General features: G+C 71.2%; 23 protein-coding genes. 16 read left to right on the top strand and 7 right to left on the bottom strand.

Annotated features, from left to right (window positions below):
• The first annotated feature begins 206 nt into the window (after nt 1-206).
• The 8 genes from AB0E02_RS37670 to AB0E02_RS37635 all read left to right on the top strand — a co-directional run bounded on the left by AB0E02_RS37670 (nt 207) and on the right by AB0E02_RS37635 (nt 7581).
• Nucleotides 207-476 carry a hypothetical protein gene (locus AB0E02_RS37670; protein ID WP_362148754.1) on the top strand — a complete coding sequence of 90 codons (270 nt, stop codon included), beginning with the start codon at nt 207-209 and terminating at the stop codon, nt 474-476.
• Nucleotides 473-853 (top strand): helix-turn-helix domain-containing protein, encoded by a 381-nt coding sequence (locus AB0E02_RS37665; RefSeq protein ID WP_030415158.1) that lies wholly within the window; start codon nt 473-475, stop codon nt 851-853. The genes AB0E02_RS37670 and AB0E02_RS37665 overlap by 4 nt, the downstream gene beginning before the upstream one ends.
• 210 nt (nt 854-1063) lie before the next feature.
• Nucleotides 1064-1576 carry a 2-oxo-4-hydroxy-4-carboxy-5-ureidoimidazoline decarboxylase gene (gene uraD / locus AB0E02_RS37660; protein ID WP_362148750.1) on the top strand — a complete coding sequence of 171 codons (513 nt, stop codon included), beginning with the start codon at nt 1064-1066 and terminating at the stop codon, nt 1574-1576.
• Nucleotides 1573-1971, top strand: a complete 399-nt coding sequence (gene uraH / locus AB0E02_RS37655; protein ID WP_362148747.1) for a hydroxyisourate hydrolase — start codon at nt 1573-1575, stop codon at nt 1969-1971. The genes uraD and uraH overlap by 4 nt, the downstream gene beginning before the upstream one ends.
• 7 nt (nt 1972-1978) lie before the next feature.
• Complete coding sequence (gene pucL, locus AB0E02_RS37650; RefSeq protein WP_030814061.1) at nt 1979-2902, top strand: factor-independent urate hydroxylase; 924 nt, start codon at nt 1979-1981, stop codon at nt 2900-2902.
• 83 nt (nt 2903-2985) lie between these two features.
• Nucleotides 2986-4389 (top strand): nucleobase:cation symporter-2 family protein, encoded by a 1404-nt coding sequence (locus AB0E02_RS37645; protein ID WP_362148743.1) that lies wholly within the window; start codon nt 2986-2988, stop codon nt 4387-4389.
• A gap of 48 nt (nt 4390-4437) precedes the next feature.
• The gene (locus AB0E02_RS37640; protein WP_362148740.1) at nt 4438-5841 is read left to right on the top strand and encodes an 8-oxoguanine deaminase; all 1404 of its coding nucleotides are present in this window, start codon (nt 4438-4440) and stop codon (nt 5839-5841) included.
• A gap of 291 nt (nt 5842-6132) precedes the next feature.
• Nucleotides 6133-7581, top strand: coding sequence for a nucleobase:cation symporter-2 family protein (locus AB0E02_RS37635; RefSeq protein ID WP_362148737.1), 1449 nt, complete (start codon nt 6133-6135; stop codon nt 7579-7581).
• Between the two features lie 95 nt (nt 7582-7676).
• Here AB0E02_RS37635 and AB0E02_RS37630 read toward each other — a convergent pair whose 3' ends face one another.
• Nucleotides 7677-8564 (bottom strand): chitosanase, encoded by an 888-nt coding sequence (locus tag AB0E02_RS37630; protein WP_362148734.1) that lies wholly within the window; start codon nt 8562-8564, stop codon nt 7677-7679.
• Between the two features lie 314 nt (nt 8565-8878).
• Here AB0E02_RS37630 and AB0E02_RS37625 point away from each other — a divergent pair, with 314 nt between their 5' ends.
• The gene (locus AB0E02_RS37625; protein WP_362148732.1) at nt 8879-10276 is read left to right on the top strand and encodes a M20/M25/M40 family metallo-hydrolase; all 1398 of its coding nucleotides are present in this window, start codon (nt 8879-8881) and stop codon (nt 10274-10276) included.
• A gap of 31 nt (nt 10277-10307) precedes the next feature.
• Here the strand turns inward: AB0E02_RS37625 and AB0E02_RS37620 are convergent, their stop codons facing one another.
• The gene (locus AB0E02_RS37620) at nt 10308-10853 is read right to left on the bottom strand and encodes a MarR family transcriptional regulator (RefSeq protein ID WP_362148729.1); all 546 of its coding nucleotides are present in this window, start codon (nt 10851-10853) and stop codon (nt 10308-10310) included.
• 72 nt (nt 10854-10925) lie between these two features.
• Here AB0E02_RS37620 and AB0E02_RS37615 point away from each other — a divergent pair, with 72 nt between their 5' ends.
• Nucleotides 10926-11642, top strand: a complete 717-nt coding sequence (locus AB0E02_RS37615) for an SDR family oxidoreductase (protein ID WP_362148726.1) — start codon at nt 10926-10928, stop codon at nt 11640-11642.
• A gap of 162 nt (nt 11643-11804) precedes the next feature.
• Here the strand turns inward: AB0E02_RS37615 and AB0E02_RS37610 are convergent, their stop codons facing one another.
• The 4 genes from AB0E02_RS37610 to AB0E02_RS37595 form a co-directional block, all read right to left on the bottom strand.
• Nucleotides 11805-12905 (bottom strand): M20 family metallopeptidase, encoded by a 1101-nt coding sequence (locus AB0E02_RS37610; RefSeq protein ID WP_362148723.1) that lies wholly within the window; start codon nt 12903-12905, stop codon nt 11805-11807.
• A 125-nt stretch (nt 12906-13030) separates the two neighbouring features.
• A complete protein-coding gene (gene aceB / locus AB0E02_RS37605; RefSeq protein WP_362148720.1) occupies nt 13031-14659 on the bottom strand; it encodes a malate synthase A in 1629 nt (542 codons plus the stop codon).
• A gap of 284 nt (nt 14660-14943) precedes the next feature.
• Nucleotides 14944-15522 carry a nucleotidyltransferase family protein gene (locus AB0E02_RS37600; RefSeq protein WP_362148761.1) on the bottom strand — a complete coding sequence of 193 codons (579 nt, stop codon included), beginning with the start codon at nt 15520-15522 and terminating at the stop codon, nt 14944-14946.
• A gap of 172 nt (nt 15523-15694) precedes the next feature.
• The gene (locus tag AB0E02_RS37595) at nt 15695-15919 is read right to left on the bottom strand and encodes a hypothetical protein (protein ID WP_362148717.1); all 225 of its coding nucleotides are present in this window, start codon (nt 15917-15919) and stop codon (nt 15695-15697) included.
• Between the two features lie 397 nt (nt 15920-16316).
• On the opposite strand from AB0E02_RS37595, the gene AB0E02_RS37590 reads away from it, so the two are divergent.
• Together AB0E02_RS37590 and AB0E02_RS37585 are read left to right on the top strand one after the other, a co-directional pair.
• On the top strand, nt 16317-18221 hold the full coding sequence (locus AB0E02_RS37590) for a serine/threonine-protein kinase (protein WP_362148715.1): 1905 nt from the start codon (nt 16317-16319) through the stop codon (nt 18219-18221).
• A gap of 196 nt (nt 18222-18417) precedes the next feature.
• Complete coding sequence (locus AB0E02_RS37585; RefSeq protein ID WP_362148757.1) at nt 18418-18708, top strand: DUF5955 family protein; 291 nt, start codon at nt 18418-18420, stop codon at nt 18706-18708.
• A gap of 153 nt (nt 18709-18861) precedes the next feature.
• Here the strand turns inward: AB0E02_RS37585 and AB0E02_RS37580 are convergent, their stop codons facing one another.
• Nucleotides 18862-19665 (bottom strand): IclR family transcriptional regulator, encoded by an 804-nt coding sequence (locus AB0E02_RS37580; protein ID WP_030814104.1) that lies wholly within the window; start codon nt 19663-19665, stop codon nt 18862-18864.
• A 268-nt stretch (nt 19666-19933) separates the two neighbouring features.
• On the opposite strand from AB0E02_RS37580, the gene AB0E02_RS37575 reads away from it, so the two are divergent.
• The 4 genes from AB0E02_RS37575 to alc all read left to right on the top strand — a co-directional run bounded on the left by AB0E02_RS37575 (nt 19934) and on the right by alc (nt 24936).
• Nucleotides 19934-20722 (top strand): aspartate/glutamate racemase family protein, encoded by a 789-nt coding sequence (locus AB0E02_RS37575; protein WP_362148710.1) that lies wholly within the window; start codon nt 19934-19936, stop codon nt 20720-20722.
• Nucleotides 20723-20774: 52 nt separating this feature from the next.
• The gene (locus AB0E02_RS37570; RefSeq protein WP_362148708.1) at nt 20775-22331 is read left to right on the top strand and encodes an NCS1 family nucleobase:cation symporter-1; all 1557 of its coding nucleotides are present in this window, start codon (nt 20775-20777) and stop codon (nt 22329-22331) included.
• A gap of 146 nt (nt 22332-22477) precedes the next feature.
• On the top strand, nt 22478-23821 hold the full coding sequence (gene allB, locus AB0E02_RS37565) for an allantoinase AllB (RefSeq protein ID WP_362148705.1): 1344 nt from the start codon (nt 22478-22480) through the stop codon (nt 23819-23821).
• Nucleotides 23818-24936 (top strand): allantoicase, encoded by a 1119-nt coding sequence (gene alc / locus AB0E02_RS37560; RefSeq protein ID WP_362148702.1) that lies wholly within the window; start codon nt 23818-23820, stop codon nt 24934-24936. Before allB ends, alc begins: the two co-directional genes overlap by 4 nt.
• The last annotated feature ends 220 nt before the right edge of the window (nt 24937-25156 follow it).

The following is a 25156-nucleotide window of genomic DNA, read 5'->3' as shown; positions in this document are numbered from 1 at the left end:
GCTCCAGCAACGGAAGCTCGGTGAACAGGATCGACAGATTGACGTTGAAGCGCGTGTCCGTGAAACCCATGAGGGCCGGCGCTCCTTCCGGATAGTGGAACTGTTTTTCTGCGTACTGGAACATTGCCCGCCGTGCTCGGAGGCTGTCAAGGGGGCTCCCGAGCAATTTCTGGTGAGTCGGGCCCGCCGCGCGTAGGTTGAGCGACGTGCGATTGAGAGTTGAGTTCACGACGGAGCCGTTCGACCTGGACGAGGCGCCGGCGCATGCGGTGGTGGCCCGCGAGATCGTCACGGGCGCCGAGCTGGACGCCGTGGACGTCGGCCCGTTCGGCAACACGGCCGAGGGCGACGCGGATCAGGTGCTCGGCGCGGTGACCGCGCTGCTGCGGGAATCCCTGCGGGCCGGGGCCACCCGGGTCTCCCTGCAGGTCAATGTGATCGGGGATGCCCGGCACGACGAAGGGGGCGCGTCGTGACCGAGCCTGCCGACCACCCGTTCGTCCAGGCGGTCAAGCCGCTGGTGGACGCGATGGGTGGACAGATGGTCGCGCCGGACCAGGCCCGGGGCGACGATGTCGTGCTGGCCTGGGAGGGGGAGGACCGGGTGGCCGTCCGGCTCCCGCACCTGTCGGATTCGCTCGACCACATCCTCGCCGAACTCCAGCGCCGGCACGGCATGCCGCTGTCCGAGCTGGACCGCAAGACCAAGCAGTCGGTGGTCCGGATACTGGAAACCCGGGGCGCCTTCTCGGTCCGGCACGGTGTCGAGACCGTGGCGGGGGCCCTTGGCGTCAGCCGTTTCACCGTCTACAACTACTTGAACAGGGAGAACGCCGCGAAGGACGCCGACTGAGGCGAAGCGGGCATCCGCCCCGTCCAGACCGCCGAAGCCGCCGTCCCGCAACCCCGGACGGCGGCTTTTGTGTCGCCGAGTTTTCAACAAAGTGTTGACGTGATGTTGCCGGGGGTCTTAGCTGTTTCCAGCCAAGCAGAGCTGTCCAGCACCAGGCCACGGAGGCTTCCCGTGTCTTCGAGCACACTGCGTTCCACGGGGGATGCCCCCATGCCCCCGGCAGGGCTCGCCCGGTTCAACACCTCCGACGACGGTACGGCCCGCTCCGTACTGCACGAGGTGTGCGCCAGCCGGGCATGGGGGAGCAAGGTCCTCGCCCAGCGCCCCTACGCCACCACCGACGTCCTGTTCGCCGCCAGCGACGCCGCCATGGCGGAGCTGACGGCACAGGACCTGGCCGAGGCGATGGCCGGGCACCCGCCCATCGGCCGGCCGAAGCCGGGCGATGCGACCTCGAACCGCGAGCAGAGCGGGATGGCCGGCGCCTCCGACGAGCTCAAGGCGGAAATGCTCGAACTCAACCTGGCCTACCAGGAGAAGTTCGGGCACGTCTTCCTGATCTGCGCCTCCGGCCGTACCGGGGAGCAGATGCGCGACGCGCTCCGTAACCGGATCGACCACTCGCCGGAACAGGAACGGGAGATCGTTCGTGTGGAGCTCGGCAAGATCAACCGCATTCGCCTGACCCGTATCGCGGAAACCGCGGAAGGAGACGCAGCATGAGCAGCGAGACGGCTGCACAGACGTCGGTGTCCACGCACATCCTGGACACCAGCGTGGGCCGCCCCGCGGAGGGCGTCGCCCTCACGCTCTCGGTGCGCTCCGGCGGCGACGGTGCCTGGAGCGCCCACGGCGCGTCCAAGACCGACGCGGACGGGCGCTGCAAGGACCTGCCGGCACTGCCGGAAGGCACCACCCACGTACGCATCGAATTCGAGACCGAGGCGTACTTCGTTTCCCACCAGCAAGCCGAGGAACAGCAGGACGCCCCCCGCGTAAGGGACAGCGGAGCTTTCTTCCCGGAGGTGGCAATCACCTTTGCCGTCAAGCCGGGCGAGCACTACCACGTACCGCTGCTGCTCAACCCGTTCGGCTACTCCGTATACCGAGGGAGCTAGCACCGACATGCCCACGATTCTCGGCCAGAACCAGTACGGCAAGGCGGAAAACCGCGTCGTCAAGATCACCCGCGACGGCGACACGCACCACATCAAGGACCTGAACGTCTCCGTCGCGCTCTCCGGCGACCTGGAGGAGGTCCACCTCTCCGGTTCCAACGCCCACTGCCTGCCCACCGACACGACCAAGAACACCGTGTACGCCTTCGCCAAGGAGTACGGGATCGAGTCGGCCGAGCAGTTCGGCATCCACCTGGCCCGGCACTTCGTCACCAGCCAGGAGCCGATCCACCGGGCCCGGATCCGCATCGAGGAGTACGCCTGGGAGCGGATCGAGACCTCCGACGCCAACTCCAAGTTCATCGGCTCGGACGAGGTCAAGCACTCCTTCGTCCGCAAGGGCCAGGAGACCCGGGTCACCGAGATCACCTACGACGGCGAGCAGTGGCAGGTCATCTCGGGTCTGAAGGACCTCGTGGTGATGAACTCCACCAACTCGGAGTTCTGGGGCTACATCAAGGACAAGTACACGACGCTGAAGGAGGCCTACGACCGCATCCTCGCCACGCAGGTGTCCGGCCGCTGGCGGTTCAACTGGACCGACGACGAGCAGCGGATGCCCAACTGGGAGCGTTCGTACGAGCAGGTGAAGAAGCACATGCTGCACGCCTTCGCCGAGACCTACAGCCTCTCGCTCCAGCAGACCCTGTACCAAATGGGTTCGCGCATCATCAACAACCGCTCCGAGATCGACGAGGTGCGGTTCTCCCTCCCGAACAAGCACCACTTCCTGGTGGACCTGGAGCCGTTCGGGCTCAAGAACGACAACGAGGTCTACTACGCGGCGGACCGCCCGTACGGCCTGATCGAAGCCACTGTTCTGCGCGACGGTGTCGAAGCCAAGATCCCGGTGGATCTGACGAACCTCTGAGGGCTTCAGACGCAGCGCCGTGCCTCGCGTCCCCTCCTCGCACCGCAGCGGGGAGGGGCCGCGGAACCCGAGGGGAACGACCCATGGCACAGCAATCGCAAGTCCCGCACCACCCCTCGTCCCCGGTCCATCCGGTCGACGAGAAGCCGGCGGCCGGGCGGCTCGTCCCCGCCGCACTCCAGCACATCGCGGCCATGTACGCCGGCGTCGTCACCCCTCCGCTCATCATCGGCCAGGCCGTCGGCCTGGACACCGCGGGCCGGACCCGGCTGATCGCCGCCAGCCTGCTCATCGCCGGGCTCGCCACGCTCCTGCAGACGCTCGGCATCCGGAAGTTCGCCGGCAACCGGCTGCCGTTCGTCAACGCGGCCAGCTCCGCCGGCATCACCCCGATGCTCGCCATCGCCGAGACCACCGCCAAAGGTCACCAACTCCCCGCCATCTACGGCGCGGTGATGGTCGCCGGGGTGTTCTGCCTCGCCATCGGCCCGTTCTTCGGGAGGCTGTTGCGGTTCTTCCCGCCGCTGGTCACCGGCGTGGTGATCACCCTCATCGGGGTCACCCTGATGCCCGTACCGGTCGGCTGGGCCCAGGGCGGCGACAAGCACGCCGCCGACTTCGGCGACATGAAGAACCTGGCGCTGGCCGCCTTCACCCTCGTGGTGATCCTGCTGATCCAGCGCTTCACCCAGGGCTTCGTCAAGCAGATCGCGCTGCTGATCGGCCTGGTCGTCGGCACCCTCGCCGCGATCCCGTTCGGGATGGCGAGCTTCGAGGGACTGCGCTCCGCCCCGATCGCCGCACTGCCCACCCCGTTCTCCTTCGGCCCGCCCGAATTCCAGCCCGCCGCGGTCCTCTCGCTGTGCATCGTGATGCTGGTGCTGATGACGGAGTCCTCGGCCGGCATGCTGGCCCTCGGTGAGATCTGCGACCGGCCCACCACCGGCGCCACCATCACCCGCGGACTGCGCACCGACGGCATCGCCACCCTCCTCGGACCGGTCTTCGGCGGCTTCCCGACCAGCGCCTTCGCGCAGAACGTCGGAGTGGTCTCGCTGACCCGGGTCCGCAGCCGGTACGTCGTCGCACTGGCCGGCGCCGTGCTCCTCGTCCTCGGCGCCTTCCCCGTCCTGGGCGCCGTGGTCTCGCTGGTGCCGATGCCGGTGCTGGGTGGTGCGGGTATCGTCCTGTTCGGATCGATCGCGGTCAGCGGTATCCGTACGCTCTCCGAGGCCGGTCTCGACGACAGCTCCAACATCATCCTGGTGGCCGTGTCGCTCGGCGCCGGCATCATCCCGCTCGCCGCGCCGACCTTCTACGCGGACTTCCCCGCCTGGGCACAGACCGTGCTCGGCTCCGGGATCAGCGCCGGAGCACTGGTCGCGGTCGCGCTCAACCTGTTCTTCCACCATCTCGGCACCCGGAGCACCCCACGGGCAGCGGTACTGTCAGCCGCCTCGCCCGGCTCCGGCACTCAAATCCCCTAGGGCCATGCCGTGCCCAACCGCCATCACCGAAAGTACGAGGACAGCACCATGGCTGCATCGGCATCCCCTGACAGCGCGGTGAAGCAGCGCATCGTCATCGAGAACTGCGCCATCGCCACCGTCGACGCCGACGACACGGAGTACGCCAGCGGCTACCTGGTCGTCGCCGACAACATCATCGAGTCGGTGGGCGCCGGCAAGGCCCCCGAGGGCCTGGAAAACGTCGTCCGCCGGATCGACGGCACCGGGCACCTGGTCACCCCCGGTCTGGTCAACACCCACCACCACTTCTACCAGTGGATCACCCGCGGCCTGGCCACCGACCACAACCTGTTCAACTGGCTGGTCGCGCTGTACCCGACCTGGGCCCGGATCGACGCGGAGATGCTGGCCGCGGCCACCCAGGGCTCGCTCGGCATGATGGTCAAGGGCGGCGTCACCACCGCCTCCGACCACCACTACGTCTTCCCGCACGGCTCCGGCGACCTGGTGAGCGCCGAGCTCGCCGCGGCCGCCGAGATCGGCGCCCGGATCACCCTGGCCCGCGGTTCCATGGACCGCAGCGAGAAGGACGGCGGCCTGCCCCCGGACTTCGCCGTCGAGACCACCGAAGGCGCCCTGCTGGGCACCGAGGAGGCCATCGACAAGCACCACGACGCCTCCTTCGGCTCGATGGTGCACATCGCCGCCGCACCCTGTTCGCCGTTCTCCATCTCCACCGAACTCCTGCGGGAGGGCGCCAAGCTGGCCCGCCGCAAGGGCGTACGCATGCACACCCACGGCTCGGAGACGGTGGAGGAGGAGAAGTTCTGCCACGAGCTGTTCGGCATGGGCCCGACCGACTACTTCGAGTCCACCGGCTGGCTCGGTGAGGACGTGTGGATGGCGCACTGCGTCCACATGACCGACTCGGACATCGCGGCCTTCGCCCGGACCAAGACCGGCGTCGCGCACTGCCCGTCCTCCAACGCCCGTCTGGCGGCCGGTATCGCCCGCGTCCCCGACATGCTCGCGGCCGGCGTCCCGGTCGGCCTCGGCGTCGACGGCACCGCCTCCAACGAGTCCGGCGAACTCCACACCGAGCTGCGCAACGCCCTGCTGATCAACCGCCTCGGCAGCCACCGCGAGGCCGCCCTCAACGCCCGCAAGTCCCTCCGCCTGGGCACCTACGGCGGTGCGCAGGTCCTCGGCCGGACCGCCGAGATCGGCTCGCTGGAGCCCGGCAAGCTCGCCGACCTGGTGCTCTGGAAGCTCGACGGACTCGGCCACTCCTCCATCGCCGATCCGGTCACCGCGCTGGTCTTCGGCGCCGCCGCACCGGTCACCCTCTCCCTCGTCAACGGCAAGCCGGTCGTCGAGGACAACCACCTCACCAACGTCGACGAGGACGCCATCGCCCGCACCGCGCGGGCCGAGGCGCAGCGTCTGGCCCGGATCGCCGCCGAGGGCTGACCCCCGGCGCGGCACCGCCGCCGACGAAACCCCCCAACTCGGCCGGGAGGGACGGCTCCCGGCTGAGCTTGTGGATCCGAGCGGGATCCGCAAGCGCCGGACCCCGGGGGTGCGGGACTTCTCGTACCCCCGGGCCGGTCGGTCCGGCTCGCCCGTTCCTGCGCGCCACAAGCGCGGCCCAGCACCCAACGCTCACCAGGCGACTTCTCCACCCCGCACCACATGGCAAGCCCTCCGTGACAGCCTCGCCTCGCCGGCCCCGGCGACGCAGAAATCGACAGGAGGCCCGCAGTGGCCGCAATTACCGGGCAGAAGTCGGAGGGGGACCGGAAGCATCCGGTCGACGAGACCCTCCCGCCCTTCAAGATGTTCACCAGCGGCCTGCAGCACGTGGCCGCCATGTACGCGGGTGTGGTGGCCCCACCGATGATCGTCGGGCCGGCCTGCGGGCTGAGCGCCACCGAGACCGCGTTCCTGATGGGCGCCAGCCTCTTCACCGCGGGCATCGCCACCCTCCTGCAGACCCTCGGTTTCTGGAAGGTCGGCGCCAAGCTCCCCTTCGTCAACGGCGTCTCGTTCGCCGGCGTCACGCCGATGGTCGCCATCGGCAAGGCCCAGAGCCCGCAGCACGCCCTGCCGATCATCTTCGGCGCGGTGATCGTCGCCGGAGTGCTCGGCTTCCTCCTCGCCCCCTACTTCTCCAAGCTGGTCCGGTTCTTCCCACCGGTCGTCACCGGCACCGTCATCACCCTGATCGGCGTCTCCCTGCTCCCGGTCGCCTTCCGGTGGTCCCAGGGCGGCAACGAGGCGGCGCCCGACTACGGTTCGCTGACGAACATCGGGATGGCCGCGCTGACCTTCCTGATCGTGCTGGTCCTGCGCCGGGTGCTGCGCGGCTTCCTCCAGCAGATCGCCATCCTGCTCGGCCTGATGGCCGGCACCCTGATCGCCATCCCCGTGGGCATCACCCACTTCTCCGCGATCACCAAGGCGAGCCTGATCGGCTTCCCGACGCCGTTCCACTTCGGCGCCCCGGAGTTCGACGTCGCCGCGATCGTCTCGATGTGCATCGTGATGCTGGTCTGCATGACCGAGTCGACGGCCGACATGCTCGCCCTCGGCCGGATCGTCGACCGCCCGGCGGACGAGCGCACCATCGAGGGCGGACTGCGTGCCGACACCCTCGGCACGGCGATCAGCCCGCTCTTCAACGGCTTCGCCAACAGCGCCTTCGCCCAGAACATCGGCCTGGTCGCGATGACCAAGGTGCGCAGCCGGTTCGTGGTGGCGACCAGCGGCCTGATCCTGATCGTGCTGGGGCTCTGCCCGATCGCCGCGTCCGTGATCTCGCTGGTGCCGCTGCCGGTCCTGGGCGGCGCCGGGATCGTGCTCTTCGGCTCGGTGGCCGCCAGCGGCATCCAGACGCTGGCCACCGCGGCGATGGAGAAGGGCGACAACGCGCTGATCGTCGCGGCCGCCGTCGGCATCGGCCTGATCCCGATCGCCGCGCCGGACTTCTACCACAACCTCCCCAAGGACCTGCTGGTCGTGCTGGACTCCGGCATCAGCACCGGCTGTCTGGTCGCCATCGTCCTCAACCTGGCCTTCAACCACTTCGGGAGGCGGGACACGGAGGCGGAGGCCGCGGAGGCCGCACCCGGCGATCCACAGATCCCGCACCAACCCGACCGCGGCGCGGTGGACGACAGCGGGGAGCCGGCGACCACCCCGGCCCACTGACGTTGGGCCCGGCGGCCTTACGGAACCCGCACGGCTACGGCCCGTAGGGAAGCGGCAACTGCCGTTCTCCTACGGGCCGTTCCGGTTCTCGTGGCTCAGCCGATGTGGTAGCTGTCCCCGTAGACCTTCCAGTCCAGCGGGGTGTGCAGATCGAGGTTGCCGTGCTTGAGGAACACCCGCTGCTCGGTGTCCACCCGGCTGGTGTCGCTGTGCGCCTCCTCCTGCTTCATCGCCCAGACCCGGGCGTCGAGGAAGGCGTTGAGGTACGTCTTCTCGTCGCCGCCCTGGGCCGGCGGCTTCGCCTTGGCCAGCGCCCGCTTGCGGATGCCGGAGAAGCTCGTCGGGTCGTCGCCGTCACCGTGCATCACCAGCGCGTCGTAGTACGCGAACTGGCCCAGGACGCCGATCCCGTCGGCCTTGCCCCGCTTGACCGCGGGGTTGAAGTAGACCCGGTCCCGCTCGTCGTTCTGGGCCTGCTGGAACGCCGGGTCCTGGGCGGCCTTCTTCCAGTCCTTGGTGTAGTTGGGGTCCAGGCCCTCGTGCGAGTCGCTGCCGTCCACCTCGCGCAGTGCGGGGAGGTACTTGGCGAGGACGTTGCCGGGCTCGCGCCGGGTGTAGAGCTCGACGAGTTCGAGCATGTCGTGCGTGCCGGAGGTGAAACCGATGATGCCGCCGGTGTAGCCGCGGCCGTCGCCGATGTCCTCGATGTACTTGTACTGGGCCTTCCAGTCCAGCGAGGAGTTCTCCGCGCTGGAGACCAGCTGCATGGCGATCTCCTTCTTCGCCGGGTCGTCCAGGCCGGTCGCGGCCCGGGCGGTCCGCGCGGCGTCGTGGGCGGCGGCCGGGCGGTGGTGGTCGGCGGGGATCGCCGTGGTGGCGACGGCGGTGGCCGGTACGGCGACGAGGGCGAGGCCCAGGGCGACCCGGACGCTGGTCCGGGAGAGCAGGGGGCGGGTCCTGCCGGCTGTCGATCGGGTGCGCATGGAGTTGGTCCTCCAGTCAGGCGAGCCGTGGGGGGTTCGGGATTCCCCAATCGTTAGGAAGCTTTCCTACCAGACTTGGGGAAGGTCGTACAGCCATCCGGGCGGACCCAACTCCCCTTCGCCGGCCCACCGTTGCCCTCTCCGGCGGCCCGTGCGGCGGCCCGTGCGGCGGCCAAGGGTGAACGGGCCGCGCCGGCCGCCGCCCCGCCTCCCGCCCCTCACCCCGCTATGGCCGATATGCTTCCTTCGCCCTGAAATGACGTCAGCACAGCAGGTGCGTGCACCGGTCCGGTGCCACGGAGAGGGGTTCCGCGGTGAATCAGGAAGCCAATGATCCACCCGCCCGGGGCTCCGGCGCCCCGGCCCTGGAGGACACCGTCGACGCCCTGATGGACGGGGTGTGTGCCGACCTCAAGCGGCTCGCCGCCATCCCCTCGATCGCCTTCCCCGGCTTCTCGCCCGAACCGGTCCTGCAGGCCCGCGACCTCGTCGTGGCCCTCCTCAGGGACGCCGGCGTGGCCGACATCGGCGAGCTCAACCTCCCGCACACCGCCCCCGTCATCACCGGCTCCGTCCCGCCGCCCACCCCCGACGCCCCCACCGTCCTGCTCTACGGCCACTACGACGTCCAGCCGCCCGGCGACGAACGGCTCTGGTCCTCACCGCCGTTCGAACCCACCGACATCGAGGGCGGCATCCGCGCCCGCGGCATCGCCGACGACAAGGCCAACCTCCTGGTCCACATCGGCGCGCTACGCGCCTACCGCGGCCGCCCGCCGGTCGGCATCCGGATCGTCTTCGAAGGCCAGGAGGAGTACGGCAGCGCCTTCGAGGACTACCCGCCCAGCGAGCCCGGCCTGTTCGCCTGCGACGCGATGATCATCGCCGACACCGGCAGCATCCGCCCCGGCACCCCCACCCTCACCACCGCCCTGCGCGGCTCGGTCGTCGTCCACGTCGAGGTCCGCACCCTCGACGCCGCCGTGCACAGCGGCGAATACGGCGGTGCCGCCCCCGACGCCCTGCTCGTCCTGCTCAAGGCCCTCGCCACCCTCCACGACGTGCACGGCGACGTCGCGGTCGAGGGCCTGCGCCGCGAACCGTGGCACGGCACCACCTTCACCGACGACGAGTTCCGCGAACTGGCCGGCGTCCCGCACGGCACCCCGCTCATCGGCTCCGGCGGCCTGGGCGAACGCCTCTGGAGCGGCCCCGCCCTCACCGTCACCGGCCTGGACGCCCCGTCCGTCGAGCGCGGCGCCTCGGCCGTCGTCCCGTACGCCCGCGCCAAGCTCAACCTCCGCATCCACCCCCGGCAGGACCCGCACCAGGCCCAGACCGCCCTCGTCCGCCACCTGACGCGCCTGCGCCCCTTCGGCATCCCGCTCACCGTCACGCCCACCGACGCCGGCCCCGGATACGAGGCGGCCACCGACGGTCCCGCCTACCGCGCCGCCCGCACCGCCCTGCGCCGCGCCTGGGGCGCCGAACCCGTCCACACCGCCACCGGCGGCTCCATCCCGCTCGTCAACGGCTTGGCCCGGGCCGTACCGGACGCCGAGATCCTGCTCTTCGGCGCCGAGGACAACCTCTGCAACCTGCACGCCCCCGACGAGCGCGTACTGCTCTCCGAACTCCGCGCCGCCCTGCTCGCCGAGGCGGCCTTCTTCGCCGAATACGCCGCCACCCACCGCGCCCGATCCGCCCCGTGACCTCCCCGGTGCCGCGCACCTGAGAACCGGCTCAGTCCTCGGCGTGGGACGTGCGCCGTCGGACGTCGGTCATCAGCTTCTCCAGCAGCGTGATGAGGGCGTCGCGTTCGTCCGCCGACAGATGGCTGACGAGGGTGGCCTCGCGGCCCAGGACGGCGTCGACGGAGCGCTCGATGAGGGCATGGCCGTCGGGCGTCAGCGACACCAGCACGGTGCGGCGGCCGGTGGTCCCCGGGCCCCGCCGGACCAGGCCGTCCCGCTCGGCCCGGGCCACGCGCTGCGAGACGGCCCCCGCGGTCACCAGCGTCAGTTCGGCGATCTCGCGGGTGCTGAGGGCGTACGGCGGTCCGGAACGCCGGATGACGGACAGCAGGTCGAGGGTGGCCGCATCGATCCCCGCCTCCCGCAGTACCCGGTTGCGGTCATTGGCGAACAGCTTCGCCAGCCACCACAGGGGCGTGACGATCTCGATCGACTCGGTGGGGGTCCCGGGGCGTTCCCGCCGCCAGGCCGCGGCGATCCGCGCGGCGGGATACGAGGGCACGAAGTCCCCTGATGCGGCGGTGGGTTCAGCCACGGTGCGCCCTCTTGATCCCTTGCGTGTACGGTTGTGTTTAGACCTAAACGTAGCACCGAGGGGAAGGGCCCCATGACCCGCACCGTGCTCATCACCGGAGGAACCAGCGGCATCGGCCGAGCGATCGCCGCGCGATTCGCCGCCGACCAGGCGGAGGTCCACATCACCGGGCGCCACGCCGACACCGTCGAACAGGCCGCCGCGGAACTGGGCGTACAGGGCGCGGTCTGCGACGCGACCGACCCCGGCCAGGTGACCGAACTCGCCGCACGCTTCAGCGAGTTGGACGTTCTCGTCAACGCGTCCGGCGGTCTGCCCCAGGGAACGCCGGGCGACGGACCGGCCCTGGAGGCGGTACTGGCCCAGTGGCAGGCCAACCTGGCGCAGAACCTGCTGGGCGCGGTCCTGACCACCACCTCGGTTCGGGACAAGCTCACCTCGGGCAGTTCCGTCCTCAGCATCGGCTCGATCGGGGCCGAGCGCGGAGGCGGCTCCTACGGCGCGGCCAAAGCCGCACTGGCCGCATGGAACGCCGCACTGTCGGCCGAGCTCGGCCCCCTCGGCATCACCAGCAACGTCATCTCGGCGGGCTATGTCGCCGGTACCAACTTCTTCCAGGGCCGGCTGACCGACGAGCGGCAGAGCGCGCTCGTCGCGGAGACGCACAACAAGCGGCCCGGCACGGCCCGGGACATCGCCCAGACGGCGTACTTCCTCGCCTCCCCGGGCGCCCGGCACATCACCGGCCAGACCCTCCACGTCAACGGCGGTGCCTTCACCACACGGTGAGGCCGAAGGTCGGGGACGGCGAGGCCGCGGGCCGGGGACGGTGAGGCCGGAGGGCGGGGACGGCGAGGCCGAAGGCCGGGGAACACTGCGGCCACCGCCGGGCACGGTGCCGGTGCCCCGCCGCCGGGGTCCGCGACCCGGCGGCGGGCCGGCCTCGCCCTCCTACGCTTCCTGAAGCGCCTTCACCAGTCCGGTGACGAGGCGTGCCCGTTCCGCCATGGTGTCGACGACCAGGTACTCGTGGTCGGCGTGGGCGCCGCCGCCGACCGCTCCGAGGCCGTCGAGCGTGGGCACCCCGAGTGCGGCCGTGAAGTTGCCGTCGCTTCCGCCGCCGACCGCCGTGGCCTCGATGCCGGGAAGCAGCCGCTGGGCCAGCGCGAAGAGCCCGGCCGACGCCGACTCGGGCATCGGCGGGCGGCCGATGCCTCCCGTCACCGTCACCTGCGCCTCGTCGAGATGCGGAGCCAGCGCCGCGAACGCCGATTCGATGCGTTCCTTCTCGTCGGCCGACTCGACCCGGACGTCGACGATCACGGTCGCCGCCGCGGGAACGACGTTGTCGAGGGTGCCTGCGGACGCGACGGTGGGGGTGACGGTCGTGCCGATCCCGGGTCGGGCGAGCGCCGCGATGTCCAGCACCTGGTGTGCCGCTTCGACCAGGGCGTTGACCCCGGCCGCGGGCTCCAGTCCGGCGTGCGACGCGCGGCCCTTGATGACGACCTGGAACGTGCCGCAGCCCTTACGCCCGGTCTTCAGTGCCCCGCCGTCCGCGGCGCCCTCGAAGACCAGCACGGCCCCGCACGCGAGGGCTCGTTCTTCGATCAGCGCACGGGAGGAGCGGGAGCCGACCTCCTCGTCGGCGGTCACCAGGATCTCGACGCCCGACCGGTCGTCGAGCGAGGCCAGGCCATGAACGGCCTGCACCAGACCGCCGAGCATGTCGAAGACCCCGGGCCCGGTGGCATGACCGTCCTCGACCCGGAACGGGCGGCGCTCCAGGGTGCCGAGCGGAAACACCGTGTCATGGTGCCCGAGGATCAGCACCTTCGGATCGCCGCCACCGGACCAGCGGACGTGCGGTCCGGCCTCGCTCTCCACCAGAACGGCCCGCCCGCCGAGCCGGTTCTCGATGACGCCGGCCACCGCTTCCGCCGAGGTCCGCAAGGCGTCGAGATCACGCGAAGGAGACTCGATTTCGACCAGTGTCCTGAGGTCCGCAAGCATCGCGTCGACACTCACATCGACCGCCTCGTACATCGTCACGGGGTCAGCGTACGTGGCTGGCTCACCACCCGGCCCTCCGTCACGCCGCCCGAAGCGGCGGGGGCGGCGTGCCGAAGGGCCGGTACGGCGGTTCGTACCGGCCCTTCGACGTTCTCGCGGGGTGCTCAGCCGAGCAGTTCGTAGGCCGGCAGCGTCAGGAAGTCCGCGTAGTCCGCGTCCAGGGCGACCTTGAGCAGGAGGTCGTGGGCCTGCTGCCACTTGCCGGAGGTGAAGGCGTCCTCGCCGATCTCGTCGCGGATGGCGGCGAGTTCCTCGTCGGCGATCTTGCGGACCAGGTCGGCGGTCACCCGCCGGCCGTCCGCGAAGGTCACCCCGGCGTCCACCCACTGCCAGATCTGCGAGCGCGAGATCTCGGCGGTGGCGGCGTCCTCCATGAGGCCGAAGATGGCGACGGCGCCCAGGCCGCGCAGCCATGCCTCGATGTAGCGGGTGCCGACCTGGACGGCGTCCACCAGGCCCTGGTAGGTGGGCTTGGCGTCCAGGGTGTCGATCGCGATGAGGTCGGCCGCCGCGACGGAGACGTCCTCGCGCAGCCGGTCCTTCTGGTTCGGCTTGTCGCCGAGGACCGCGTCGAAGGACGCGCGGGCGACCGGGACCAGGTCGGGGTGGGCGACCCAGGAGCCGTCGAAGCCGTCCCCGGCCTCGCGGTCCTTGTCGTTCTTGACCTTGGCCAGTGCCTTCTCGTTGGCCTCCGGGTCGCGGCGGTTGGGGATGAAGGCCGCCATGCCGCCGATCGCGTGCGCACCGCGCTTGTGGCAGGTGCGGACCAGCAGTTCGGTGTAGGCGCGCATGAACGGCGCGGTCATGGTCACCGCGTTGCGGTCCGGCAGGACGAACTTCTCGCCGCCGTCGCGGAAGTTCTTGACGATGGAGAAGAGGTAGTCCCAGCGGCCGGCGTTCAACCCGGAGGCGTGGTCGCGGAGTTCGTAGAGGATCTCCTCCATCTCGTACGCCGCGGTGATGGTCTCGATGAGGACCGTGGCGCGGACGGTGCCCTGGGGGATGCCGACGTAGTCCTGCGCGAAGACGAAGATGTCGTTCCAGAGGCGGGCCTCCAGGTGGGACTCGGTCTTCGGGAGGTAGAAGTACGGGCCCTTGCCCAGGTCCAGCAGCCGCTTGGCGTTGTGGAAGAAGTACAGGCCGAAGTCGACCAGGGCGCCGGGGACCGGGCGGCCCTCGAACTGGAGGTGCCGCTCCTCAAGGTGCCAGCCGCGCGGGCGCATCACGACGGTCGCGAGCTCCTCGGCGGGCTTGAGGGCGTACGACTTGCCGGAGTTCGGGTCGGTGAAGTCGATCCGGCGCTCGTAGGCGTCGATCAGGTTGATCTGCCCACCGACGACGTTCTCCCAGGTGGGAGCGGAGGCGTCCTCGAAGTCGGCGAGCCAGACCTTGGCGCCCGAGTTGAGCGCGTTGATGGTCATCTTCCGGTCGGTGGGGCCGGTGATCTCCACCCGCCGGTCGTTGAGCGCGGCGGGCGCCTCGGCGACCTTCCAGCTGTCGTCGGCGCGGATCTGCGCGGTCTCCGGGAGGAAGTCCAGCGCGCTGGTCCGGGCGATCTCCGCACGGCGCTCGGCGCGGCGGGCGAGCAGTTCGTCACGGCGCGGGGTGAACCGGCGGTGCAGCTCGGCGACGAAGGCGAGCGCGGCGTCGGTGAGGACCTCGCCCTGCCGTTCCGGGGTGTGGGCGGGGTCGACTTCGACGATGGCCAGCGGGGACGGCGCTGGTGCGGACATGAGCTGTCACTCCATTCAGCGGCGGTGCCTGGCGGCCGCCGGGACGCCGGGCGGCACGGGGTGCCGCGGGCTCCGGGATACGGTCGCGGGCGCCGTCTGGATTCAGGGCGCTTCTGACCAGTGGAGACTAGTTTCCTTATCGCGGAACTTCAATGGTTTGTTGATATCGAGATTCTCAGGGTCGACAGAAGTGGTGATCGAATGGCTCTCGGTGCCACACCGGTCACTCTCCATCACAGGCCCTCGGCGGGCGTGCAGCCCTGGTGAACCGCGGCGCCCGGGGGTCACTCCAGGCGGTACAGGTCCTCCGGGGTGTCGATGTCGTACGGCTCGGCGATGTCGCCGCACTCGACCAGCGTGAGCGCGTTCACATGCTGCTGGAGGTAGGCGCGGGCGCCGCGGTCACCCTCCGCAGTCGCGGCGATCCCGGCCCAGCGTCCGGCCCCGAAGAGGACGGGGTGGCCGCGCCGGCCGTCGTACGCGGCCGCCACCAGGTCCGCCCCCGCGGTGTACGCCTCGATCAGCCGGGCCACCGCCGCGGCGCCGATGCCCGGCTGGTCGACGAGCGACACCACCACGGCGTCCGCCCCCTCACCGGCCAGTGCGGCGAGCCCCACCCGGAGCGACGAGCCCATGCCCTGCGCCCAGTCGGGGTTGACCGAGACGCCGTATGCCGCGAGGTCGGCCCGGGCGCGTACGGAGTCGGCGGCCGCGCCGAGCACGATGTGCACCGGCCGGCAGCCGCCGTCCCGCAGGACCCCTGCCGCGTGCTCGACCAGCGGCCGTCCCCGGTGGTCGAGCAGCGCCTTCGGCCGTCCCCCCAGACGCCGGCCGCCGCCCGCGGCGAGCAGCAGACCGGCCACCCTCCCCTCGGGCCGGGACGTCGTGCTCCGCGCCTGTGGCGCTTCGGAGTTCTCGCTCGCTGTCGAGGTTTCGATCGCTTCGGAGGTTTCGTTCGGCGATGTCGGTGCCATGGGGACTGCTTACCTCATGGCACCGCGCCTCGTGGGCGGTTGGCCGTCGTCGCCCGTGAGGTCAGGCCGCGTCGTCGGCGGCGCGCTGGCGGGGGATGCTCGGCCGGAACCGGTCCCGCAGGTCGTGCGTGCGTTCCTCCGCGCGCCGCCGCTCGGCCACATAGCGGTGTATGTGTTCCAGGGTGATTTCCGACGCGTCGGAAAGGCCGAACGCGCGGCAGATGAGCTGGACGACGCTGACGTCGTGACGGTTCGGTCCGGTGCCGGGGCCGGGTTGGGGCTCCATGCCGTTCTCCGATCCAGTGATATGCCGGATATTTCCTCGGAGGGAAGAATGCTCCATCTTGCCCCTCTGTACGCATCGGTCCGGCCGCGCCCACGCCAACGGGTGGCAGGGGGAACGTATGTGCACGCCACCCATGACGCATGGTCAGTTCGATACGGGGAACGGGCGCGTGACGCGTGTGCCGGCGCTCCCTCGACCGCCGCCGCCGGGCCCGGCCGCAGCCGAAGTTGCCGCGAAAAGCGGTCGCGAAACCGGCTCTTCGGACAAGGCGCCCCCTGGTCGGCCGGCGATGTCACGGTGCCGCGTGCGGCCGGATAAGGTTCTGCCCCGTTGCGGGCAATCGTGGCCGTCCGCCGGTGGGGCGGGCCGGGCCATTTTCTGAAGTCGGGGGACGTTCGTGGTGAACAGTGTGGGATCGTCCGGGATCTTCCAGCCGCTGGAGGGCGACGACCCGCGGGCGATCGCGGGCTACCGCCTCACGGCCAAGCTCGGTGCCGGCGGCATGGGCAAGGTCTACCTCTCGTACACGCCGGGCGGCCGGCCGGTGGCCATCAAGGTGATCCGGCCCGAGTTCAGCGAGGACGCGGAGTTCCGCCGCCGCTTCAAGCAGGAGGTGCAGTCCGCGCAGCGGGTGCAGGGCCTGTTCACCGCGCCGGTCATCGACAGTGACGCGGACGGCACGAGCCCCTGGCTCGCCACCGCCTACGTCCCCGGCCCCTCGCTCTCCGCGGCGGTCGCCGAACACGGCCGGCTCCCGGTCCCCACGGTCCTGCTGCTGGTCGCCGGCATCGCCGAGGCGCTGCAGGTCATCCATGGTGCGGGCATCGTGCACCGCGACCTCAAGCCGTCCAACGTGCTGCTGGCCGCGGACGGCCCGCGGGTGATCGACTTCGGTATCGCCCGGGCCGCCGACGCGACCTCGCTCACCAGCAGTGGCGTCACGGTCGGCACGCCCACCTTCATGGCGCCCGAACAGGCCGCCGGCAGCACCATCAGCCCGGCCACCGACGTCTTCGCGCTGGGTCAGGTCGCGGCGTACGCGGCGATCGGCACCCCGGCGTTCGGCGAGGGCACCTCGCACGGCGTGCTCTACCGCATCGTCCACGAGGAGCCGGACCTGACCGGACTCCCCGAGGAACTGCGGGAGTTGGTCGGCCGGTGCCTGGCCAAGGACGCCGCGGACCGGCCGTCGGTGGCCGAGGTGATCGCGCTGTGCGGGGCGGCCTCCGGGCAGACGCAGCTGCGCCGTCCCGAGGACTGGCTGCCCAGCGCCGTCGCCGCCGACATCACCACGCGGACCGCGGCCCCGGCGCCCGTGCAGACCCCGCCGCCTCCGCTGGAGGCCCCGACCGCCGGCGCTCCGGCCAGGCCCGCGCAGCCGCCCGTGCCGCCCGCCCGGCCGCCGGTCCAGCCGGCGCCCACCGTCCCGCCGGTGCCGACCCAGTTGGACCACCCGCAGACCCCGCCGCCGGGCTTCGGCCCCGCGGCCTACGCGCCGACCGTCGCCGCCACCGCGCAGGGGACGCCGGCCGCCGCACCGGCCGCCACGGGCCCCACGCCCACCGCGTCCGCCCCGACCGTCGCCACCCCGGCCGGCCCGACGGCCACCGGACCGACCGCCGCCTACCCGGCCGCCGCCGCGCCGGCCCCGCAGCCGCCGAAGAAGAAGCGCAAGGGCCTGGTCACGGCGCTGGTGCTGGTCTGCCTGCTGGCCTTCGCCGGTGCCGGCGGCGGAGTCGTCTACGCCCTGATGAAGGACACCGGGCAGACGAAGAAGAACCAGGCCGACGGCAGCACCAAGGCCAAGAACAGCGGCGCCTCGGCGACACCGAGCACGGACCCGACCGCCACGCCGGGCGGGGACGGCACGAGCACGCCCGCCGCGCCCGTGCAGGACCCGACGCCGGTCGACTTCAAGGACATCAACCTGCCGGACGACTACCACCTGTCGATGGCCGACGAGTCGATGAAGCCGACGAACTCGGACAACGACACCGACGTCGACTTCTCCTACCAGGACAACAGCTACTCGGACGACCAGGTCGGCACCGAGAACGGCAAGCTGGTGCTGCTGAACCCGGGCGAGCAGGGCTCCCTCGACACCTGCCGCAACGAGACCCGGTTCACCGAGAGCATCCTGACCAAGCAGCTCACCAAGGGCGCGCAGATCTGCCTGACCACCGACTACGGCCATGTCGCGCTGATCACCTTCAAGGGCTTCGCACCCAAGTCCGACCCCAGCAGCTACATGACCGTCGACGTCCGCGTCTGGCGCAACGCGGTCCAGCCGAAGCAGGACTGACCCGCACCGCCTCACCCGCACCACCGCCCGCCGCCCGTCCCCGCAGGGGGTGGGCGGCGGAGACGTTCGACCCGGTGGTTTTTCGCGCTCCGTGTGGCGCGGGCGGCGCACGGTGGCGTTAACTGTCCCGCATTGTGGGACGGCAACGGCCTGGGAGGGCGCCGTCGTTGTGGAACAACCGCAGGGGGACGTACGGGTGACCGGGGCCGACGGGGACCCGCGGGTGGCGGAGCTGCGCGGGGCGGTGGCCCGGCTTCGGCGCCAACTGGCCACCCTGCCGGGGGAGTTGCCGGACCGGGCGGCCGCCGACGAGGAGCTGGCCGCGCTGGATGCGATGGTCAGTCACGGGCTGCCGGAGGTGCCCCGGTTGCGCCGCTCGTTACTGCTGATCGCCGGGGCGGTCGGTTCGGTGAGTGCGCTCTCGCCCGCACTGAGCGAGGTGCGCGCGGGCATCGACCGTTTCGGCCAGCTGCCGGGCGACCGGTGACCAGGGCGGCCGGTGGCCAGGACAGCCGGTGTCGGTAAGGCCGGTGATCCATGAGGCCAGTGATAAATGAGGCCGGCGACCGGGGCCGCCGATGGCCGGCGGCAGTCGGTGGCCGGGGCGGTCGTGCCGCCCCGGCCGGGGGTTCCGCGGGCGCTACGCCGGTGTCTGGTTGGCGAGGGCGACCGACAGCTGGGCCGCGACGTCCTGCAGCACCGGGACGATCTTGTCCGTCGCCGCCTCCGTCACCCGGCCGGTCGGACCGGAGATCGAAATGGCCGCGGAGGTGGGGGAGTTGGGTACCGGCACCGCGAGGCAGCGGACGCCGATCTCCTGCTCGTTGTCGTCCACCGCGTAGCCGAGCCGACGGACGTCGGCGAGCGCGTCCAGGAAGCGCTCCGGGTCGGTGATGGTCTTCTCGGTCGCGGCGGGCATGCCCGTACGGCCGAGCAGCGCGCGGACCTCCTCGGGCGGGTGGTTGGCCAGCAGGGCCTTGCCGACACCGGTGGAGTGCGGCAGGACGCGGCGGCCGACCTCGGTGAACATCCGGACCGCGTGCCGGGACGGGACCTGGGCGACGTAGACGATCTCGTCACCGTCGAGCAGCGCCATGTTGGCGGTCTCGCCGGTCTCCTCGACCAGGCGGGCCAGGAACGGCCGGGCCCAGGTGCCCAGCAGGCGGGAGGCGCTCTCGCCGAGCCGGATCAGCCGGGGGCCGAGCGCGTACCGGCGGTTGGGCTGCTGGCGGACGTACCCGCAGGCGACGAGCGTGCGCATCAGGCGGTGGATGGTGGGGAGCGGCAGTCCGCTGCTGCCGGAGAGCTCGCTCAGGCCGACCTCGCCACCGGCGTCGGCCATCCGCTCCAGCAGGTCGAAGGCGCGCTCGAGGGACTGGACGCCGCCGCTGGCGCCCGCGGGCTTGGCTTCGGCGGCGGAGGTGCTGGCGCTGGACGGCGGCACGGCGCGTTCCTTTCAGGGCGGGTCAGATCGGTCTCGGCTGGGACTTGCGGGCGCCGGGCCCGACCGCGCCAGCCTACCGGTCCCCCCACGTTGACACATCGTCCTTCGCACACTCGTTCTCGCCGGTCAGGCCCTCTTTGTCCCACCGTAGGGGGTGTCGGACAGGCGGGTAGCCGTGATCCCTTGACGGTGCCAGTGGCCGTAGCTACGTTCTGCTGCGCGAAACATACTGTCCATTCTGTGGAATCCTCCAAATCGTTGGAGCGTCATGCGCATACTCGTCATGAACCCGAACACCACGGCTTCCATGACCGCGTCGATCCGCGCCACCGCCACCGCGGCCGCCGCACCGGGCACCGAAATCGTCGCCACAGAACCCCTGTGGGGACCCGTGTCGATCGAGGGACATTTCGAGGGCTACCTCAGTGCCGCGGCCGTCCTCGACCGGCTCGCCACTCTCGATACGCCCTTCGACGCCCTGGTCATGGCCGGTTTCGGCGAGCCCGGCCGGGAGGGCGCCCAGGAACTGCTCGACGTCCCCGTACTGGACATCACCGAGAGCGCCGCCCAGATGGCGATGATGCTCGGCCACGCCTACGGCGTCGTCACCACCCTCGACCGCGCCGTACCGCAGATCCAGGACCGGCTGCTGACCGCCGGACTGCTCCAGCGCTGCGCCGGCGTCCGGGGCACCGGGCTCGGGGTGCTGGAGCTGGAGGAGGATCCGGAGCGCACGGTCGAGGTGATCATCGAGACCGCCCGGGCGGTCGTCCGGGCCGGCGCCGAGGTCATCTGCCTCGGGTGCGGCGGGATGGCCGGACTGGACGAGAAGGTCGCGGCGGAGCTCGGGGTGCCGGTCGTCGACGGGGTCGCGGCCGCGGTGAAGTTCGCCGAGGCGGTCGTCGGCCTCGGGCTGGCCACCAGCAGCAGCCGCAGTTTCGCCCCGCCCCGGCCCAAGGCCATCCGCTCCTGGCCGCTGAGCACCCACCTCGACCTGGGGCGGGCCCAGGGCTCTCCACGCCACACCGATTTTTCCGCCCAGACATCAGACATCTGACAACCACCGCAACCATCGCCCTAAGCTCCACCCAACCTGCCTGGGAGGACACGTGACGACATCCCCGCAGCATCCGCAGCACCCGCAGCCGGACCCGCGGCTCTTCAACGCCGACCTCGCGCCGGCTCCCCGGCGCACCTGGGGCACGTACAGCATCTTCGCGCTCTGGATGTCCGACACCCACGCGATCAGCAACTACGCCTTCGCCGCCAGCCTCTTCGTGCTGGGGCTGCCGGCCTGGGAGGTCTTCCTGTCCCTGCTGGTCGGCATCACGATCGTCCACCGGCTGATGAACCGCATGGGCCATGCCGGCCACCGGACCGGCGTGCCCTACCCCGTGCTCGCCCGCGCGAGCTGGGGCGTCTACGGCGCCAACATCCCCGCCCTCCTCCGGGCGGTCATGGCCGTGGCCTGGTACGGCATCCAGACCTGGCTCGCCTCGACCGCCGTGGTCCTGCTGACCCTGCAGATCGCACCCGGCCTGGACACCTACAACCACAACTCGGTGCTGGGCCTGTCCACCCTGGGCTGGACCGCGTTCATGGTGATGTGGGGGCTGCAGGCCGTACTGCTGACCCGGGGCATGGAATTCATCCGCAAGGTCCAGGACTTCGCGACCGGGCCGGTGGTCTGGCTCGTGGTGCTGGCGCTCGCCGTCTACCTGGTGGTCAAGGCGCACGGGGAGATCTCGCTGACCCGCAGCCTCACCGGGCTCAGCGGTTCCGCGCAGCTCCAGCAGAGCCTGATCGCGGTCAGCCTGACCGTCGCCACCTTCCTCACCCTGGTCCTCAACTACGCCGACTTCGCCCGCTTCACGCCCGACCACCGCTCCTACCGCCGCGGCAACCTGATCGGGCTGCCGGTGAACTTCACCGCCTTCGCGGTCGTCGCCGTACTGGTCACCGCGGGCACCATCGCGGTCTTCGGGGAGGCGATCTACGACCCGGTGAAGGTGATCCAGAAGATCGACGACCCGGTGGTCACCGTGATCGGCGCCCTGGCCTTCATCGTCGCCACCATCGGCATCAACGTCGTCGCCAATTTCGTCTCGCCCGCCTACGACTTCGCCAACCTCGCGCCGAAGTACCTCGACTTCAAGCGCGGCGGCATGATCACCGCGGTGCTGGCCGTCCTCGTCATGCCCTGGAAGCTGTACTCCTCGGCGCTGGTGATCCAGTACTTCCTCGGCGCGCTGGGCGCCTTCCTCGGCCCCCTGGTGGCGATCCTGCTCGTCGACTACTACCTGGTGCGCCGGGGCCGGATCGACGTCGACGCGCTCTTCTCCGCCGATGCCGCCGGCGCGTACTACTACCGCCGGGGCTACAACCCGAAGGCCGTGATCGCCTTCCTCCCGGCCGCCGCGGTCTCCGCCGCGCTCGCCCTGGTGCCGGCGTTCGACGCGGTCGCGCCGTTCTCCTGGATCTTCGGGATGGCGCTGTCCGGCGGGATCTACGCCGCGGTCTCCCGCGAGGGACGCGTGCCGGCCGGGACCGGTCCGATACCGGACGGGATCATCCCCGCGCAGGTCGGCCCGGCGGCCGAGGAGCGCACGGACGGTCCCCGGGTCGCCGGCCCGGCGGTCGCGCCGGTGGCCGCGGAAGGGTCTTGACGGGCCGGGGTCCGGAGTGAAGACTCATTCAACAGACTGTTGAATCCAGAATTCCAGATTCCGAATTCCGGATCCGGCGGTGCCGACGGCGACATTCCGCCGCGCCGCCACGCGACCATGAAGACACGATACGAGGAGGGGACCGGGTGTCCGAGATCGAGCTGGTGCTGCGCTCCACGCGCGTCGTGACGCCGGAGGGCACGCGCGCCGCGTCCGTCGCCGTCAAGGACGGCAGGATCGCCGCGGTGCTGCCGCACGACGCCGAGGTACCGGCAGGGGCGCGGCTCACGGACGTCGGCGACGACGTCCTGCTGCCCGGCCTCGTCGACACCCACGTCCACGTCAACGACCCCGGCCGCACCGAGTGGGAGGGCTTCTGGACGGCCACCCGCGCGGCCGCGGCCGGCGGTATCACCACCCTCGTCGACATGCCGCTCAACAGCCTGCCGCCGACCACCACCACCGCCCACCTCGACACCAAGCGCGAGGTCGCCCGCAGCAAGGCACACATCGACGTCGGCTTCTGGGGCGGCGCCATTCCCGGCAACGTCAAGGACCTCCGCCCGCTGCACGACGCCGGCGTCTTCGGCTTCAAGTGCTTCCTCTCGCCCTCCGGCGTGGAGGAGTTCCCCGAGGTCGACCAGGAACAGCTGGCCGCCGCGCTCGGCGAGATCGCCGGCTTCGACGGACTGCTGATCGTGCACGCCGAGGACCCCGGCCACCTCGACGAGGCGCCCGAACCGCACGGCCCCAAGTACGCCGACTTCCTCGCCTCCCGCCCCCGCATCTCCGAGAACGAAGCCATCGCCGGGCTCATCGTGCTCGCCAAGCAGCTCGACGCCCGGGTCCACGTGCTGCACCTGTCCTCCAGCGACGCGCTGCCGCTGATCGCCGCCGCCAAGCGCGAGGGCGTCAAGGTCACCGTCGAGACCTGCCCGCACTTCCTCACCCTGACCGCCGAGGAAGTCCCGGACGGCGCCACCGAGTTCAAGTGCTGCCCGCCGATCCGCGAGGCCGCCAACCAGGACGCCCTGTGGGAGGGCCTGGCCGACGGCACCATCGACTGCATCGTCTCCGACCACTCACCCTCCACCGCCGACCTCAAGACCGCCGACTTCGGCGCGGCCTGGGGCGGCATCTCCTCCCTCCAGCTCGGCCTGCCCGCCATCTGGACCGCGGCCCGCGAACGCGGCCACAGCCTCGACGACGTGGTGCGCTGGATGTCCACCGCCCCCGCCGCCCTCGTCGGCCTCGACCGGAAGGGCGCCATCGAGGCAGGCCGGGACGCCGACTTCACGGTGCTCGCGCCCGACGAGACCTTCACCGTCGACCCGCAGGCCCTCCAGCACCGCAACAAGATCACCGCGTACGCCGGCAGGACCCTCCACGGCGTCGTCCGGTCCACCTGGCTCCGCGGCCGGCAGATCAACGACGGCACCACCCTCGCCGAGCCCACCGGCGAACTGCTCGAAAGGCCGCACCGCGCATGACCACCGACGGCATACCCCGCTACACCGGAGACGCCAACCCCTACCAGGGCGGCGACCCGTACGCCGACTACCGCACCCCCGGCGCGGCCGGCTTCCCCTTCACCCACCTCCCCGACCTCGCCGACCGCCGGCTCGGCGCCGGCGTGATCGCCGCCAACGACGAGTTCTTCGCCGAGCGGGAGAACCTCCTCAAGCCCGAGCCCGCCCACTTCGACCCCGAACTGTTCGGCCACAAAGGCAAGATCATGGACGGCTGGGAGACCCGGCGCCGCCGCGGCACCGACGGCGCGCACCCGTTCCCCGCCGACGAGGACCACGACTGGGCGCTCATCCGGCTCGGCGCGCCCGGCGTGATCCACGGCATCGTCGTCGACACCGCCCACTTCCGCGGCAACTACCCGCAGTCCGTCAGCATCGAGGGCACCTGCGCCGAAGGCACGCCCTCGCCCGGGGAACTGCTCGCCGCCGACGTGACCTGGACGCCGCTCGTCCCACGCACCGCCATCGCCGGCCACGCCGCCAACGGCTTCACCGTGGACACCACCCGGCGCTTCACCCACCTCCGGCTCAACCAGCACCCCGACGGCGGCATCGCCCGTCTGAGGGTTTACGGCGAGGTCGCCCCCGCCCCCGACTGGCTCGCCGCGCTGGGCACCTTCGACCTCGTCGCGCTGGAGAACGGCGGCCGGGTCGAGGACGCCTCGGACCGCTTCTACTCCTCACCCACCCACACCATCCAGCCGGGCCGCTCCCGCAAGATGGACGACGGCTGGGAGACCCGGCGGCGCCGCGGCACCGGCAACGACTGGGTCCGCTACCGGCTCACCGAACAGTCCGTGATCCGCGCGGTCGAGATCGACACCGGCTACCTCAAGGGCAACGCGGCCGGCTGGGCGGCCCTGTCCGGCCGCGACGGCGAGGACGGCCCCTGGACCGAACTCCTGCCGCGCACCCGCCTCCAGCCCGACACGGTGCACCGTTTCCTGCTCGACGACGCGCCCGCCGTCACGCACGTCCGCCTCGACATCTTCCCGGACGGCGGCATCGCCCGCCTGCGCCTGCACGGCTCCCTCACGGATGCGGGCTGTGCCCGCCTTGGGGGTACGCCCACGTAGTTGGCTTTCCCGCCGTGGGGGTTGCTCGGCGTTGCGCTTTGCGGTGCCCCGCACGTAGCTGTCTGTTCCGCCGCGGGGCGTCTCGCCGTTGCGCTTTGCGGCGCCCCGCGCGTGGCTGTCTGCTGCGCCGCGGGGCTTGGTCGCCGTTGCGCCTGCGGCGGGCTGGGTGGGTGTTGGGTGCGGTGACGGGCCTGCGGGGCCGGTGTTTGGGACTGCTGTC

Source organism: Streptomyces sp. NPDC048196 (assembly GCF_040652715.1).
In the GTDB taxonomy this organism is placed as follows: Bacteria; Actinomycetota; Actinomycetes; order Streptomycetales; family Streptomycetaceae; genus Streptomyces; species Streptomyces siderophoricus.
Note: the sequence above shows the minus strand (reverse complement) of the source record. Positions and strands in the feature narration are given on the sequence as shown.

Bases quoted from the DNA above. Each gene is read 5' to 3' on its own strand.
- uraD (WP_362148750.1), top strand. From the start codon at position 1,064: ATGCCCCCGGCAGGGCTCGCCCGGTTCAACACCTCCGACGACGGTACG.
- uraH (WP_362148747.1), top strand. From the start codon at position 1,573: ATGAGCAGCGAGACGGCTGCACAGACGTCGGTGTCCACGCACATCCTG.
- pucL (WP_030814061.1), top strand. From the start codon at position 1,979: ATGCCCACGATTCTCGGCCAGAACCAGTACGGCAAGGCGGAAAACCGC.
- AB0E02_RS37645 (WP_362148743.1), top strand. From the start codon at position 2,986: ATGGCACAGCAATCGCAAGTCCCGCACCACCCCTCGTCCCCGGTCCAT.
- AB0E02_RS37640 (WP_362148740.1), top strand. From the start codon at position 4,438: ATGGCTGCATCGGCATCCCCTGACAGCGCGGTGAAGCAGCGCATCGTC.
- AB0E02_RS37630 (WP_362148734.1), bottom strand. From the start codon at position 8,564: ATGCGCACCCGATCGACAGCCGGCAGGACCCGCCCCCTGCTCTCCCGG.
- AB0E02_RS37615 (WP_362148726.1), top strand. From the start codon at position 10,926: ATGACCCGCACCGTGCTCATCACCGGAGGAACCAGCGGCATCGGCCGA.
- aceB (WP_362148720.1), bottom strand. From the start codon at position 14,659: ATGTCCGCACCAGCGCCGTCCCCGCTGGCCATCGTCGAAGTCGACCCC.
- AB0E02_RS37595 (WP_362148717.1), bottom strand. From the start codon at position 15,919: ATGGAGCCCCAACCCGGCCCCGGCACCGGACCGAACCGTCACGACGTC.
- AB0E02_RS37575 (WP_362148710.1), top strand. From the start codon at position 19,934: ATGCGCATACTCGTCATGAACCCGAACACCACGGCTTCCATGACCGCG.
- alc (WP_362148702.1), top strand. From the start codon at position 23,818: ATGACCACCGACGGCATACCCCGCTACACCGGAGACGCCAACCCCTAC.